A 15,035-nucleotide genomic window follows, 5' to 3' on the forward strand; every position below is an offset into this window, starting at 1 on the left:
GCGGGATAGCAAATTCGGGTGGCGGAGCAATTAGGGGCCGGCAGTGGTGGCAGTCACCGGACCATCCCCCGCGTGTACGCCGAGAGCGTCTCGCTGACGACGACGACGCCGAAAATCACGAGGAGAATCATCGCCACGGACTGCCAAGCGAACGCGTTGACCGCCCGGAACAGCTGGACGCCGATGCCGCCCGCGCCGACGAACCCGAGGATGGTCGAGTCTCGGACGTTGATGTCCCAGCGGTAGACGCTCAGCCCGACCAGCGCCGGCTTGACCTGCGGGAGGATGCCGAACAGCAGCACTTGCAGCGACGACGCGCCGGAGGCACGGACCGCCTCCACTTGCCCGAAGTCGATCTCCTCGATTTCCTCGCCGAGCAGTTTCCCGAGGAAGCCGACCGACCGAAACGCGATTGCGACGGTTCCGGCGAGCGGCCCGGCCCCGAACACGACGACGAAGACGAGCGCCCAGACGATAGTGTTCACCGACCGGCTCACCGTGACGATTAGTTTTCCGAGCCAGTAGGTCGCCGCGTTCGGCGTCGTGTTCTCTGCGGCGAGGAGTGCAACCGGAACCGCGAGGACGAGCGCGCCGGCCGTCCCCATCGCGGCGATGTGAATCGTCTCGATTAGCGGGCCGACGAGGTCGCCGGCGTACGCCACGTCCGGAGGGTACATCCGCGTGAGCAGGTCGCTGATTTCACGCGGGATAATCTCGGGTCTCGTGACGCCCATGTCGAGGAACCGCCACGAGGCGGCGAACACGACGGCCGCACCGAGCCACCCGAGGAGTCGGCCGAGTCGGTGACGGCGGTCGAACCGCTGCCACGTCTCGCTGTCGTTCGCGCTTGCCATCACTGGTACCTCCGTCTGACGACCGCGCTGACGCCTTCCGCGAGGAGGACGACGGCGACGATGGCGACGAGAATCGCGGAGACGTACTGGTAGCTGTAGCGGTTGAACGCGGTGAGCAACACCGACCCGATGCCGCCCGCGCCGACGATGCCGACGATGGTCGAGGTGCGGATGTTGATGTCCCAGCGGTAGACGCTCAGGCCGGCGAACCGCGGGATTATCTGCGGAACGACGCCGTAGAGGAGCGTCTGAATCGACGACGCGCCGGCCGCGCGCACCGCGTCGACGCTCCCCATGTCGATGTCTTCGAGGTCTTCGGCGAGCAGCTTCGAGAAGAAGCCGACTGTCTTGAACGTGATTGTGATGATGCCCGCCAACGGGCCGAGCCCGACGGCTTTCACCACGAGGATGGCGACGATGATGGCGTTGAGCGCGCGTGAGACGGCGATGAATCCGCGGTTGAGGTAGTACAGCGGTTTCGGGGAGAGGTTCTCGGCCGCCATGAACGCGACCGGGACGCTGAGGAGGATGCCCGTCACCGTCGACACCATCGCCATCGCGACGCTCTCGGCCATCTTGTCGACGATGCGCTGTGCCTGTCTGGGTGTCGCGTCGGGCGGCAGAAAGTCACCCAGCAGCGACGCACCGCGACCGAACCCGCGGACGATACGGGAGAGGTCTAGGCCGACGCCCGCCGCCGACCAGACGAAGAACGCGAGGATGCCGGCGTAGACGACCCACTTCAGCTCGCGTCGCCTGAACGCCGTCGGCCGCTGCCACGTTCGCTCGTCGGTCGCCATCTCAGGGCTCACCCGGGAGCGACCGTCCGGGGTCGGCGTCGAGGGGTGCCGCCGACTCCGAGTCTGCAGGCGTGGACGCCGACGTGTCGGCGTCGGGCCGTTCGATTCCTCGGTAGACCCGGTCGAAGCCGGCGTCGTCGAGTTCGGACGGCGTGCCGTCGAAGACGAGTTCGCCGTCGTGAAGGCCGACGATGCGGTCTGCGTACTCCACTGCGAGGTCCACCTCGTGGATGTTGATGAGGACCGGGATGTCTCGCTCGGCGGCGATTTCGGTCAGCAACTGCATCACCGTGTTCGAGGTCTCGGGGTCGAGGCTGGACGTCGGTTCGTCGACGAGCAGAATCTTCGGCTGCTGGATGAGCGCGCGAGCGATGCCGACGCGCTGGCGCTGGCCGCCGGAGAGTTCGTCGGCGCGCTTGTCCTCCATGTCGCCGAGGCCGACGCGGTCGAGGATGTCGTAGGCCCGCCGGATGTCTTCCGGCGGGAACGACCGGCGGAAGGCCTGCCACGCGGAGACGTAGCTGAGGCGGCCCGTGAGGACGTTCTCCATGACGGTGAGTCGCTCGACCAGATTGTACTCCTGGAAGATCATCCCGATGTCGCCGCGGGCTTCCCGGAGCGCGTCGTCGCCCAGCGCCGTCAGCTCGGTGCCGTCGAGGGTGACGGTGCCACTGGTCGGCTCGGTGAGGCGGTTGATGCACCTGATGAAGGTGCTCTTGCCCGCGCCGCTCGGACCGATCATCGCCGTCGTCTCGTTGCCCTCGACCGAGAGGCTGACGCCGCGCAGCGCTTCGTCGCCCGACGAGTACGTCTTCGTGAGGTCGGTAACGTCGAGTGTCATTCCCCGAGGGCGCTCTGCGTGTACTCGACGCCGTTGTAGCGCTGGATGACCATGATGTCGTACCAGTGGCGGCGGTACTCGATGGGGACGTACTCGTTGTAGCCGGTCCGCTCGGCGTACGCCGTGTCAGCGAAGTTCGAGTCGAGCCAGGCGGCCCGGATGCCCTCCTGGATGTCGGGGTGGAGGTTGTACCGGTACGCGATGGGGCCGTTGGGGAACGGCGCGGACGCCCAGACGACTTTGAAGTCGTCGAAGCTCAGGCTGCTGTCGCCTTCGACGGTGTCCTTGAAGCAGGTCGAGCAGATGGGGCCGGCGTCGTAGTCACCGGCGGCGATGCCCCGCGTGGTCTGGGAGTGCCCGCCGGAGAAGTTGATTTCGTAGTCCTCGCCGGCCGTCACGTCGAAGTACTGGTCGAACAGCGCGGACGGGGCCTGGTGGCCGGAGTTCGAGGCGGGTTCCGCGTGGGCAATCTTGACGTCGTCGTCCGCGAAGTCCTCGACGCTCTGGACGTCGCCCGCGTCGGCTCGCGTCGTGGCGAACAGCCGGTACCCGAACGAGCCGTCGGGACCGATACCGGCGGCGAACGGGACCGCACCACAGAGGTTGACCGCGAAGCAGGTCGTCCCGGTCGAGAAGTTCGCGATGTGGGCGCGCTCGGAGCGCATCGCTTCGACGGAGGCGGCGTAGCTGTCGACCTTGTTGTACTCGACAGACTTGCCCGTCTCCTCTTCGACGCGGTCGAAGACAGCCTGAAAGTCCTCCTCGTAGCGACCCTGAACGTCTTCGCTCGGACTCTCGGTGAAAATGAGTGTGTCCGGGTCGAGCCACTCGCTCTCGTCGTCGGGCGTCTCCCGGACCGGCTGGCCGTGGGGCACCTCGTCGACCTCGCGGTCGCCCATGCTCTCGAGGTCACTCTGGCCGCCGCGCTCGAACCCCTCGTCGATGAGCGGCTTCGAGCGGTAGTTGTGGTCTTCCCACTCGGGTTCGGCTGCGTCGAACTCGCTTGCGTCGGTCATCAGTGGGTCGCTGCCGCTGTCGCCGTCGCCGCCGGTGCTACCGAGTCCGGAACAGCCGGCGAGTCCGGCCGCGGCTGCGACTGCGGAGGTCTTCAGGAAGGTACGACGGTGGGCGCTACCGTTGTCGGACATCAGGTGAGTGCAAACAGCACCTCCCAAAGAGAGCTTATAATATTGATACGTTGCGGGACGGAACCGGTACGCTCCGGGCAATACCACTACATAGCTCTACCGGCGTGTTGGTCGTCACTGGGGCGGGAAGCAGACGCCGCCGGAGCAGCGCGTACGACAGGCCATCGGAGGGCGGTGTCTCACGCAGTCTCGTCGTGGAACCACGCGGTGAGCGTGCGCGTCGCCTGCTTCTCGACGCCGTAGGGCACGAAGACGAAGGGGATGGGGGAGTCGAACGCGCGGTCGCCGTACAGCCCCCAGTCGCCGACCGACCGGGTGGTGCCGCCGTACGCGATGGGGATGTCTTCGAGGGCCTGTGGCTCGTACTCGGGGACGTAGGACTGCTCGACCCAGACCTCGTGGACGGGGACGCCGAGTTCGTCGGCGAGCCGGGATTCGAGGCGGTCGGCGTTCCCGGAGAGCCACTCCCCGAAGGCGTCGATGTCGGCGTCGACGCGGTCGGCGTACGCGATGCGGTGTTTCCAGCACGTCTCGGGGAACTCGCGGCCGCGGAAGCGGTCGTAGAGCGCGGCGAGCGTGGAGTCGGGGTTGTCGCGGGCGGCGACCCGGAGCCGTTCGAGGATGGTGTTGTCGTCGATGCCGCCGTCGAGGACGGCGTCGACAGTCACCGGTGGCTCGTCGCTCAGGCGGTCGAGTTCGTCGAGGAGCGCCCGGAGGAGCGCGTGGGCGTACACCGACTTGTGATGCTGGGTCACCCACATGTACAGCGCGATGCGCCCTTCGAGATAGTTGCCGATGGTGGAGAGGGCCTTGTCCGAGAGCGCCAGCCCCTCGTCGGGGTGGGCGGTGTAGGACGCGACCATGCGCGCGGTGTCGAAGCTGAGGACGTCAGCGCCGGTCATCTGGTTGTCCCGCGTGATGTAGTCGAGTCGGTCGACGTCGACGGGGCTGTGGAGAATCTGAGCGGCGACGCCGTGCTGCCAGCGGCCGCCGCGCTCGTAGGCGAGGCTGTACCCGAGGACGTGCGCGCACACCTCGTGGGGGTCGACGTCCATCGATTCGAGCGCGGCGGCGAACTCCCGGCAGACGAGCAGGCAGCCGAACAGCTCGTGCGGGCTGGCCTCGCGCAGGGGTGCGTCGCCGACGCCGGCGTCCGCGAACGTCTCCTGGAGGCCGTGGTCGGCGAGCCTGTCGAGGAGGTCCTGCCGGTCGAGGTAGCGCTCGCCGAGGTGGGAGAACGGCGGGTGCCCGACGTCGTGCAGGAGTGCCGCGCACTCCAGCGTGCGCTGGATGTCGTCGAGTTCGGCGGTGGTGGCGTCCCGGTAGAAGTACCGCTGCTCGCGGAGGTTCTCGAAGACGGTCTTCGCGAGGTGGTAGACGCCGATTGAGTGCTCGAAGCGCGTGTGGTTCGCGCCGGGGTAGACGAGGTTCGTCGCCGAGAGCTGGCGGACGTGCCGGAGGCGCTGGAACGGTTTCGTGTCGACGATGCCGTCGAGCAGTGGCTGGTCGAGTTCGACGTAGCCGTGGACGGGGTCTTTGAGCTGTGTCGTTGGCATGGTTGGGCGCAGTCGGGATTGTCGATGACAGGGCGTGGAGGACAGTCTGCCTTGCGGTCAGCGAGTGCGGAGCCCGGGCCCACCGGGCGGGCGAGACGGGGCTCGACCACGGCAATGCGAGTTCGGCCCCACCACTGATTTCGCAGTCAACAACTACAAGTATAGGTTACCCTCAACTAGGGATTAGACGCGTCTAAAACACGCGGTTCATCCAACCATGACACGCGACACGCTCGACGGAGTGACGGCGACGAGACGGCAGGCGCTGCGCGTCGGCGGCGCGGCTGCGCTCGCGGGGCTGGCCGGCTGCACTGCGCTCCCCAGCGCGCCGAACGCCGCCAGCGACGGCCAGACGGACGGACCCGTCGCCGTGGCGTCGTTCTTCAGCTTCTACGACTTCGGCAGACAGGTCGCCGACGGCACCCCCCTGACCGTGGAGAATCTCGTCCCGACCGGCCTCCACGGGCACGGCTGGGAGCCGAACGCCAGCATCACGCAGCGCATCATCGACGCCGACGCGTTCGTCCACGTCGGCGAGGACTTCCAGCCGTGGGCGGACCGCGCAATCGAGACATTGCGCGGCGACGGCATCGACACCGCGCTCATCAACGCCCGCGAGAACGTCGACCTGGTGGACCTCGCCGCGAGCCTCGACAGCGAGGAAGAGGGCGTCGGCGACCAGCGCGGCAAGGACCCGCACTTCTGGCTGGACCCCCAGCGAGCGAAGCAGTCCGTCGACAACATCGCCGACGGCTTCGCCTCGGTGGCCCCCGAGCACGCAGAGGCGTTCCGCGAGAACGCGGCGGCCTACAAGACCGAGGTGCTGGACCGAATCGACGCGGACTACGCCGACATCTTCGACCGCGCCGACCGAGAGGTCGTCCAGCTCGCCGCCCACAACGCCTTCCAGTACATCGGCGTGCGGTACGGCGTCGAGATGCGGCCGCTGGTCACCAGCCTCGCCGCGAGCGGCGACGTCAAGCCGGCAGACATCCGTGACGCCGCGCGCGTCATCCGAGAACACGACATCCAGTACATCGCCAACGGCGTCTTCGAGGCCCAGCGCCCGGCCCAGCAGCTCGTGCGCGAGACCGGCGTCGAGGCGTACTTCCCCGCGACGCCGTACGCGGGCGTCCGCGAGGAGTGGGTCGCGGAGAACTGGGGGTACGAGGAGATTGCGTACAACATCAACATGCCCACGTTCGAAGTCGTTCTCGGCAACGAATCGCCCGACAGCGCCGCGCCGCGGTCGGGCTGGGTAGACGAGTGGCAGAACTTCGAGTCGATATGAGCACGCCAGAAATCGACACGACGGTAGCTGATTCGAACCCCGAACAGGAGACAGACGGAGTCGCTGCCGGCGAGGAGTCGCCCGAGCCGGTCGTCCGCCTCGACGGCGTGACGTTCGGCTACACGTCGACCCCGGTCGTCGAAGATGTCTCTCTGACCGTCGACCGAGGCGAGTACGTGGCGGTCGTGGGGCCGAACGGCTCGGGGAAGTCGACGCTCATGCAGGTGCTCCTCGGGCTGCTCTCCCCCGACGACGGCACGGCCAGCCTGTTCGGCGAACGCGCCGGCAGCTCCGGCGACGGCGACCGAATCGGGTACGTCGCCCAGCACGCCAGCGCGTCCAAGGAGATGCCGATTACCGTCCGCGAGGTGGTGAAGATGGGGCGGTTCCCGCACGTCGGATTCGACCGCCTCCGCGGCGACGACTGGTCCCTCCGCGACCGACTGACCGAGGCACCGCTGGCGGCCGTTCGCGACGTTGCCGCCGCCGTCTCCGGCCGGCTGTCGGCGTCGGACTGGGCGCGCGTCGACGACGCGCTCGCGACGGTCGGGATGAGCGCGTTCGCCGACCGCCGCATCACCGAACTCTCGGGCGGCCAGCGCCAGCGCGCGTTCATCGCCCGGGCGCTGGCGGGCGACGCCGACCTGCTCGTGCTGGACGAGCCGACGGTCGGCGTCGACGCCGAGTCCGTCGACGCGTTCTACGACCTGCTCGCGGCCCTGAACGACGACGGCATCACGGTGGTGCTCATCGAACACGACCTCGGTGCCGTCGTCGAACACGCCGAGCGCGTCGTCTGCCTGAACCGCGAGGTCTACTTCGACGGCCCCAGCGACGCGTTCGTCGCCAGCGACGCGCTGGCCCGCGCGTTCGGCACCGAAGCCCGGTTCCTCGCGGGTGGTGGCGAATGACCGCAGTCATCGGGTTCCTGACCGGGCTGTTCGCCGCCGTCGACCCGTCGCTGCTGGTGGCGCTGCAGAGCGGCGTCGGCGCGGTCGGCGGAGCCGTCTTCGACGCACTCCTCTGGCTGCTCGACCAGTGGTACTGGCTGATGGACTGGGCGTACTACCTGACCGATCTGGAGATGCTGAACCCCCGCTACCGGTTCATGCACCGCGCCGTCCTAGTCGGGCTCTGCGTGGGCGTGATGGCACCGCTCATCGGGACGTTCCTCGTCCACCGCCAGCTCGCGCTCATCGGCGACGCGCTGGCCCACACCGGGTTCGCCGGGGTCGCGGTCGGGCTGTTCCTGAACGCCGTCCTCGACCTCGGCGTGTCCCCCTACCTCACCGCCGTGGTCGTCGCGATGATCGCCGCGCTGTTCATCGAGTTGATCTCGGAGACCACCGACGCCTACAACGACGTCTCGATGGCCATCGTCCTCTCCACCGGGTTCGCGCTCGGGACGACGCTCATCAGCCTCAACGCGGGCGGGCTCGCGGTCGGCGTCAACCAGTTCCTGTTCGGGAACCTCTCGACGGTGTCCCCGCAGAGCGCGGCCATCCTTCTGGTGTTGTTCGGCGTCATCGTCGCGACCGTGACGCTGACGCGCAACCAGCTCCTGTACGTGACGTTCGACGAGACAGCCGCCGCCGTCTCCGGCATCCCCGTCAACTGGTACAACCGCGTGATGGTGATGCTCACCGCGATGGTGGTCGTCGGCGCGATGCAGATTATGGGCGTCATCCTCGTCGCCGCGATGCTCGTGGTGCCGGTCGCGGGCGCGACGCAGGTGTCCCGGAGCTTCTCGGAGTCGCTGGTCGTGTCGGTGGTGCTGGCGGAACTCGCGGTGCTGCTCGGCATCTCCGTCTCGTACTACGCGGGCGTCACCGCCGGCGGCGTCATCGTGCTCGTCGCCGTCGGTATCTACGTCTGCGCGGTCGCGCTCGGGAAAGTCCAGCGAGCCCGCAGTAGTCAGGCGACGCCCGAGACGGGGAGCATCGAGGTCGACGACGCTGACATCGGAACGGGAGCGAGCGGGGACTGACGGCGACCGGAGTACGAACGAACGACGGTTTCTGGACGGCTGTCAGGCGTAGGCGTCGAATTCGCGGCCGAACGCGGCGAAGTACGCGACGCCGGCGAGGCCGACGACCGTCGCCAGCGCGAACGAGAGTTCGGGGCCGGCGGTCAGAGTGGCGTCGAGGCCGGGCACCGGAACGGTCCAGTCGCCGCCGTACAGCAGGCCGCCGAGGGCGGCGCTCGGGATGACGACGGTGTTCCGGACGAGGTAGTAGGTGCCAGTGACGCGGCCGCCGGCGTCCTGCTCGGCGGGCCCGACGATGAGCGCCTTGTGGGCGGGGAGGCCCGCGAACCGCAGCCCGGAGTACGCGAACAGCGCGACGAGTACCCACTGCTCGGGGGGCGCGGAGATGAGCATGACCGGGAACGTCGCGTACACGAGGAAGCCGAGGCCGACGACGGGCTTCAGGCCGGTGCGTTCGGCGAGTTTCGAGACGGGGACCTTGGTGAGGATGGCGACGGCCATCTCGACCGCGAGCAGGACGCCGAAGAACGCCTCGGGGGACAGCGAGACGCCGAAGCCGGTGAAGCCGACGCCGAGGTAGCGCGTGACGACGACCACGAAGAACACGTACACCATCCCGTTCGCGAACCGAATCAGGGTGTCCGCGACGAGCAGCGGGCGCAGCGTCTCGGGCATCGCGAGTAGGTCGCGCTTGATTGTGTCGAGGCCCTCGAAGGAGTCTCCGATGGTGTCCTCGGACGCGTCGTAGAGGTAGTGCTGGGCGACGGTGGCGACGGCCGCGAAGCCCGCCGCGAGCAGGAGGACGTACTGGAAGCCGACCCCGAACTCGTAGACTGCGAGCACGCCGGCGGCGATGGCGGGCCCGAGTAGGAAGCCGACGCGGCGGAATATCTCCGTGCTCGCGAACCCCATCGCGAGCCGGCTCGGGTCGACCGACTGCTTCACGATGGCGAACGTCGCGCCGAGCCCGAACGACTTCCACGCCTGCGTCAGGAAGAGCCCGACGAACACCCAGACCCACGCGCCGACCGCCCAGCCACCGAGGTCCAGCGGCCCCAGTGCGACCTCGGGAACGGCGAACCCGGGGAGCGTCGGCGCGGCCGCCCACACGAGGAAGCCGACGGTGGTGATGACGGCGAACGCGGTGAGTGCGACCCGGGAGCCGACCCGGTCGGAGAGCGCGCCGCCCGGGTACGGGTAGACCGCCGAGATGAGGTTCCCGAGGCTGCCGTAGAGGCCGACGACCGCGCCGCCAGCGCCGAGCGTGTAGATGTACTCGGGGACGTAGCGGGTCGTCATCTGGAAGGCGAGGCTAAACACCAGCATCGCCACCGACAGCACGAGCACGTCCGGTTCCAGCGCGAAGAACTGCCGGTAGGAGTCGAACGCGTCCACCTCGCCGGACTCCTCGGCGGCGCTGTCTGCCATGCGTACCGGCACTCACCGAACCACGAAAAACCCCGTGCCGTCGCCGGATACCGTGGCGAACGTAGTCGTCGGATGGTCTCCAGACCCCGCGCGTGGTGCTCGTGCGCAACGGTTTTCGGCTCCCGCCGGCTATCGTCGTGCATGGACCGCGACGCCGCCGTCGACCGGGTCGAAGCGCTGCTCGACACGGTCGTCGACGAGGAGATGCCGGTGCCCGTCCGCGAGGTCTGGGTGTACGGCGACGTGGCGCTGGGCCTCGACCCCGTCGACCGCCTCGACGTCTACCTCACGAAGGACGTCCTGTTGCGGGGCGACGACGCCGACCGCGCCGACGAGTTCGAGCGCGAGTACGGCGTCGCCGGCGTCGGGAAGACGGTGCGGGCGTCCTGGGCGGACGACCACCCCGAACACTTGCGCGCGAACGAGAACGGCCACGTCGCGCCCGAGCGCTGTCTCGCCGCGCACCTCGTGGACGACGACGAACCCATCCACCTCGAAGTCTGCAACGCCGGCTTCGAGGACAACGTCACCCAGCGTCTGGAGGGCGCGCTCGCCACGGAGACCTACGAGCACGTCCTCGACCCCCGCGGCGTCTGCCTGTACGCCGAGGGGCACCGCGGCGAGGACGCCCTCCAGAAGCTCCGGGACGGCGAGCTCGTCTTCCCGACGCTGCCGGACGCCCTGGAGATGCTGGGTGCCGACGACGACGAAGCCGAGTTGGCCGCCGAAGCCGTCGAAGCCAGCCGCGAGCGCGCGACGGGCGCGACGGTACGCGGCGACGTAGTTTGAAGGAGGGAGCCGGGACCAGTCCCGGCGTGACCTGACGCCACGCCGGCCGGGGGCGGCGGGAGCGCGGCAGTCCCGGTCGGACGCGACGCCGCCTGTTCGCTACCCGTGAGCTACGCTTCCGACTGAAAGCCGTCCTCGAAGACGAACGTCCCGTTTCGCTGCACCACGTCGCCGTCGATTTCGATGTACGAGTCCTCGCTCATGTCCACAATCATGTCCATGTGGACCGCGGAGTCGTTGAACTCGCTGTCCTCGGGGACGCACTCGTCGATGGCCGCGCCGACGGCGAGGTGGACGGTGTCGCCCGTCTTCTCGTCGAACAGCATGTTGTACGTGAACTGGTCGATGGCTCGGTTCATGCCGATGCCGAGTTCGCCGAGGCGGCGCGCGCCCTCGTCCGTATCGAGGATGCTCGACAGAACGTCCTCGTTCTTCTCGGCCGCGTGGTCCACGACTTCGCCGTCCTCGAACGTCAGTGAGACGCCTTCGATTTCGTTGCCCTGCCGCATCAGCGGCTTGTCGAAGTACACCTCGCCCTCGACGGAGTCCGGAACGGGCGACGTGAACACTTCGCCGGCGGGCATGTTGTGGTCGCCGTCGTCGTTGATTGCCCGCATGCCGTCGACGCGCATCGTCAGGTCGGTGGTGTCGCCGGAGACGACACGCACCTCGTCGGCGGGGTCGAGAAGCTCGACCATCTGGGCCTGGAACGCGCTCTGCTCGCCCCAGTCCTTGTTCACGGCGTCGTAGACGAACTCCTCGTAGGCTGGCGTGGCCATCTCGGCCTGCTGCGCCCCCGCCGCAGTCGGGTGCGTGGTGATGACCCAGCGGGTGCCGAGGCGTTCCTCTAGGACCGGCTGGTGGGCGCGGCTGCCCGCCTGAGCCTTCTCCGGCGGCACGTCGCTCGTCTCGAAGGGATTGGGGCCGCCGCCGACGAGGAACACCACGTCGGTCTCCTCCATCGCGGCGAGCTCGTGGTCTTTCGTCGTGTAGTCGTCCTCGTCCATCGCCTGCGCGTACGCTCGGGACGCCTTCGGGAGGCTCCACGACAGCGACGGTCGCGCGCCGCGCTCGCCCAGCGCCTCGTACAGCGCGACGACGAGGTCTTCGGCGTGCTTGCTCGCTCCAATCTGGACCATGTCGCCTCGCTGCACGTCGGCGCAGTGGTCGACGAGAATCTCCGCGTGCTGTCGCACTCGCTCGTCCATACACGCACCTGTTCCGCCGCCGGCATAAGACTGGGAGAACCGGAACTCGGATGCCAGCGGTTTATTTCCGTGCCCGTGAGGTCACAGTTCGTCGTCGAAGCCGTCCTCGAAGACGAACGTGCCGTTCCGCTGGACAACGTCGCCGTCGATTTCGATGTACGAGTCCTCGCTCATGTCGACGATCATGTCCTTGTGGATTGCGCTGCGGTTCTGTTCGTTGTCCGGAGCGACGGTGTCGTCGTAGGCCCGACCGAGTGCGAGGTGGATGGTGTCGCCCATCTTCTCGTCGAACAGCATGTTGTACGTGAACCGGTCGATGTCCCGGTTCATCCCGATGCCGAGTTCGCCGACGCGACGCGCCCCGTCGTCGGTGTCGAGTGTTGCGGCGAGTACGTCGGCGTGCTGGTCGGCGTCGTGCGCGACGACTTCGCCGCCCTCGAATTCGAGGGACGCGCCCTCGATTTCGCGGCCCTGTGACAGCACCGGCTTGTCGAAGCGAACGGACCCGTCCACGGAGTCCGGAATCGGCGCGGTGAACACCTCGCCCCCGGGGAGGTTGGTGCGGCCGTCGTCGTTCTTGACGGGGTTGTCGCCGGTGCGCATCCTGATGTCCGTCTCGTCGCCGGCGACGATGCGGACCTCGTCACCGGCTTCCAGAAGCTCGACCATCTGCGCCTGAAACTCGCGCTGTTCTGCCCAGTCTTTGTCGATGGCGCTCCAGACGAAGTCCTGGTAGTCGTCGGTGCCCATCTCGGCTTTCTGCGCCCGCCCCGGCGCGGGGAACTGCGTCCCGACCCACTCGGTGTTCATCTGGGCGTCCTGGAGGGGTTCGTTGACTTTCGCGAACGCCTGCATGTCTTCGGGGTCCATGCCGCTCATCTCGGCGACGTTCTCGCCGCCGCGGATGCCGATGAAGACGTCACAGGCCTCGAGGAACGCGAGCGCGTGGGCCGGCGTTTCGAAGTCGTCGGCGTCGACGGCTTCGGCGAACGCCCGGACGGCCCGAGTGGGGAGACTGAGGCCGACCGGTATCCCACCGCGCTCCCCGATCTTCTCGTAGAGCGCGACTTCGAGGGGTTCGGCGACGGCGGGCGCGTTCACGCCGACCATGTCTCCTCGGTCGATGTCGGTACAGTGGTCGACGAGCAACTCGGCGTGTGACTCGATGCGGGGGTCCATCGCGTGGGGTGTCGCAGGGCCACAGAAAAAATGTTTCCAGAACGACCATTCTGTCTACGTCCTGTCATTCGGGACGCGGCCGACCGTCACGTAGAACGGCACGGTCTCGCGGCGCACGTACTCGCCGGCCTGCATCTGCGTGACGACCTCGCGGCCCATCTCCCGCCACGCCGCCCGCAGGTCGTCGTAGGCGTCGTCGGCGAGGCCGCCGGCGGCGAGTTCGGGGCGCTGGTCGGCCAACCGTTCGCCGGTGGCTTTCCGCGCCGCCGCCTCCAGCGCGGCGTCGTCGTAGGGCGGTTCGGTGACTCTGGTGTGGTCGTAGCGCGTCGTCGAGACGTCAACGAGGCCCGCGTCTTCGAGGAGCGCTGCGGCGTCCGCGCCGAGCGCCACGTCCGTCCCGACGCCGTCGACGTAGAACCGGCGGGCGCGCGCCGACAGCCTCGTCTCCGCGTCGACGGTCGAGTCGACCGCGACCGCGCCGTTGTCGGGCTCCACGACGGCGACCAGTTCCGAGGAGACGCGAGCGAACTCCCGGACGGCGGCAGCCGGGTCGGGGAGATTGATGAGCAGCGCCTGGCAGGCGACGAGGTCGCAGGCGTCCTCTCGGACGGGCAGGCGCGTGGCGTCGCCGGCCAGCCGGTGGTCGGCGTCGGCGTGGTCGAGCAGCCGCGGGTCGGCGTCCAGCGCGACCACCTCGGCGGGCGACTCCTCGGCGAGCACGCGCGTCAGTTCGCCCGTCCCCGCGCCGACGTCGAGGATGCGAGAGCGCCCGGGGAGGTCGAGAGCGGCGAGCGCGTCGCGGTCGCTCCACATGCCGCGGCGCGTCTCGGTGAGGTAGTCGGCACTGAACTCGCGCACGAACGGAGCGGAAGGGGGGAAGGGGCGAAAAACTGACGGGTCGGGGTTGGGGGGACGTCCGCCGCGCGCCCGGCGCGTTCGCGGCGACCGGGAGCAGGGGGATGGCAGGCGGACGCACCTGAACTGTCACGCGCCTCGGACTTAGTACCGACCTAGGCTGAAACAGACGTTTGACAGAGTACGAGGACGGGCCGTCCACCGGGCGCTACTCGCGGAGCGTTCGGACGCGGTCGATGTTCCACGCGAAGCCCTTGCCGTCCTCGTTCGGCGTCTCGAGCACGAGCGGGACGTCGTGGTCGACGATGCCGTCGTGGTTGACGAACGCGCGCATGCCGTCCTCGCCGATGAGACCCTCGCCGATGTGGGCGTGCTCGTCTTTGTTCGTGCCGCAGTCGTGTTTCGAGTCGTTGAGGTGGACACACGCCAGCTGCTCGAAGCCGACGACGTCGTCGAACTCGGAGAGGGTGTCCGCGACGGCGTCCGGCGTCGAGAGGTCGTAGCCCGCGGCGAACGCGTGGGCGGTGTCCAGACAGACGCCGAGGTCATGCTCGGACTCCGCGAGGACGTACGCCAGGTGCTCGAAGTCGCCGCCGAGTTTCGTGCCTGACCCAGCGTCGCTCTCCACCAACACCGTCACGCCGTCGGGAATGTCGAGTTCGTCAAGCGCGCTCACGGCGTTGTCCAGACCCTGGTCGACGCCCGCACCGGTGTGTGCGCCCAGGTGGACGTTCACGTACGGGATGTCGAGCTTGTCGGCAGCGTCGACCTCCTTCTGCATGCTGTCGACGGACTTCTCGCGGAGGTCGTCCTTCGGCGTGCAGAGGTTCACGAGGTACGACGAGTGGATGACCCACGGGCCGTCGAGGTCTGCGGCCGTCCCGTCGCGGAACGCCGCCGCCTCGTCGTCGCCGACGTTCGGGTCCTGCCAGACCTGCGGCGAGTGGGTGAATATCTGGCCGCAGTTCCCGCCGACGTCCAGTTCGTTCCCGACGGCGTTGTCGATTCCGCCGGCGATAGAGACGTGTGCTCCGACGCGCATACGTCACCCTGCGACCGACTCGACTTAGCGGCTTCGAAGCACACGCAACGCCTATGC

At 68.2% G+C, this 15,035-nt stretch carries 14 protein-coding genes; 4 read left to right on the top strand and 10 right to left on the bottom strand.

Translation table 11 applies throughout. The annotated features are described in order from the left end of the window. Positions 1-53: 53 nt before the first annotated feature. From phnE (BMW35_RS06555) to BMW35_RS06575, 5 genes are all read right to left on the bottom strand, one after another. Positions 54-854: a phosphonate ABC transporter, permease protein PhnE gene (gene phnE, locus BMW35_RS06555; RefSeq protein WP_089668572.1), complete on the bottom strand. Its 801-nt coding sequence runs from the start codon at positions 852-854 to the stop codon at positions 54-56. Then, complete coding sequence (gene phnE / locus BMW35_RS06560; RefSeq protein WP_089668573.1) at positions 854-1,654, bottom strand: phosphonate ABC transporter, permease protein PhnE; 801 nt, start codon at positions 1,652-1,654, stop codon at positions 854-856. The genes phnE (BMW35_RS06555) and phnE (BMW35_RS06560) overlap by 1 nt, the downstream gene beginning before the upstream one ends. Position 1,655: 1 nt before the next feature. Then, positions 1,656-2,495, bottom strand: coding sequence for a phosphonate ABC transporter ATP-binding protein (gene phnC, locus BMW35_RS06565; RefSeq protein ID WP_089668574.1), 840 nt, complete (start codon positions 2,493-2,495; stop codon positions 1,656-1,658). Continuing rightward, complete coding sequence (phnD, locus tag BMW35_RS06570) at positions 2,492-3,643, bottom strand: phosphate/phosphite/phosphonate ABC transporter substrate-binding protein (protein ID WP_143052162.1); 1,152 nt, start codon at positions 3,641-3,643, stop codon at positions 2,492-2,494. The genes phnC and phnD overlap by 4 nt, the downstream gene beginning before the upstream one ends. Before the next feature lie 179 nt (positions 3,644-3,822). Beyond that, positions 3,823-5,199 (bottom strand): HD domain-containing protein, encoded by a 1,377-nt coding sequence (locus tag BMW35_RS06575; protein ID WP_089668575.1) that lies wholly within the window; start codon positions 5,197-5,199, stop codon positions 3,823-3,825. A 217-nt stretch (positions 5,200-5,416) separates the two neighbouring features. Here BMW35_RS06575 and BMW35_RS06580 point away from each other — a divergent pair, with 217 nt between their 5' ends. The 3 genes from BMW35_RS06580 to BMW35_RS06590 are packed head-to-tail and all read left to right on the top strand — an operon-like array spanning position 5,417 to position 8,477. Further along, positions 5,417-6,490, top strand: coding sequence for a metal ABC transporter substrate-binding protein (locus BMW35_RS06580; protein WP_089668576.1), 1,074 nt, complete (start codon positions 5,417-5,419; stop codon positions 6,488-6,490). Then, positions 6,487-7,401 (top strand): metal ABC transporter ATP-binding protein, encoded by a 915-nt coding sequence (locus BMW35_RS06585; protein ID WP_089668577.1) that lies wholly within the window; start codon positions 6,487-6,489, stop codon positions 7,399-7,401. The genes BMW35_RS06580 and BMW35_RS06585 overlap by 4 nt, the downstream gene beginning before the upstream one ends. After that, entirely contained in the window at positions 7,398-8,477 is a 1,080-nt protein-coding gene (locus BMW35_RS06590) for a metal ABC transporter permease (RefSeq protein ID WP_089668578.1), read from the top strand. Before BMW35_RS06585 ends, BMW35_RS06590 begins: the two co-directional genes overlap by 4 nt. Before the next feature lie 42 nt (positions 8,478-8,519). Here BMW35_RS06590 and BMW35_RS06595 read toward each other — a convergent pair whose 3' ends face one another. Then, the gene (locus tag BMW35_RS06595; RefSeq protein ID WP_089668579.1) at positions 8,520-9,905 is read right to left on the bottom strand and encodes an MFS transporter; all 1,386 of its coding nucleotides are present in this window, start codon (positions 9,903-9,905) and stop codon (positions 8,520-8,522) included. A gap of 141 nt (positions 9,906-10,046) precedes the next feature. Between BMW35_RS06595 and BMW35_RS06600 the strand changes: the two genes are divergently transcribed. Further along, complete coding sequence (locus BMW35_RS06600; RefSeq protein WP_089668580.1) at positions 10,047-10,694, top strand: DUF7095 family protein; 648 nt, start codon at positions 10,047-10,049, stop codon at positions 10,692-10,694. Positions 10,695-10,804: 110 nt separating this feature from the next. Here BMW35_RS06600 and BMW35_RS06605 read toward each other — a convergent pair whose 3' ends face one another. From BMW35_RS06605 to BMW35_RS06620, 4 genes are all read right to left on the bottom strand, one after another. Beyond that, complete coding sequence (locus BMW35_RS06605; RefSeq protein WP_089668581.1) at positions 10,805-11,902, bottom strand: aminopeptidase; 1,098 nt, start codon at positions 11,900-11,902, stop codon at positions 10,805-10,807. Positions 11,903-11,983: 81 nt separating this feature from the next. Then, positions 11,984-13,081 carry an aminopeptidase gene (locus tag BMW35_RS06610; RefSeq protein ID WP_089668582.1) on the bottom strand — a complete coding sequence of 366 codons (1,098 nt, stop codon included), beginning with the start codon at positions 13,079-13,081 and terminating at the stop codon, positions 11,984-11,986. Positions 13,082-13,135: 54 nt separating this feature from the next. Further along, positions 13,136-13,939, bottom strand: a complete 804-nt coding sequence (locus BMW35_RS06615) for a class I SAM-dependent methyltransferase (RefSeq protein ID WP_089668583.1) — start codon at positions 13,937-13,939, stop codon at positions 13,136-13,138. A gap of 205 nt (positions 13,940-14,144) precedes the next feature. Then, positions 14,145-14,978 carry a deoxyribonuclease IV gene (locus BMW35_RS06620; RefSeq protein WP_089668584.1) on the bottom strand — a complete coding sequence of 278 codons (834 nt, stop codon included), beginning with the start codon at positions 14,976-14,978 and terminating at the stop codon, positions 14,145-14,147. Positions 14,979-15,035: the final 57 nt, after the last annotated feature.

Origin of the sequence: Halobacterium jilantaiense (assembly GCF_900110535.1) — an archaeon.
Lineage (GTDB): Archaea > Halobacteriota > Halobacteria > Halobacteriales > Halobacteriaceae > Halobacterium > Halobacterium jilantaiense.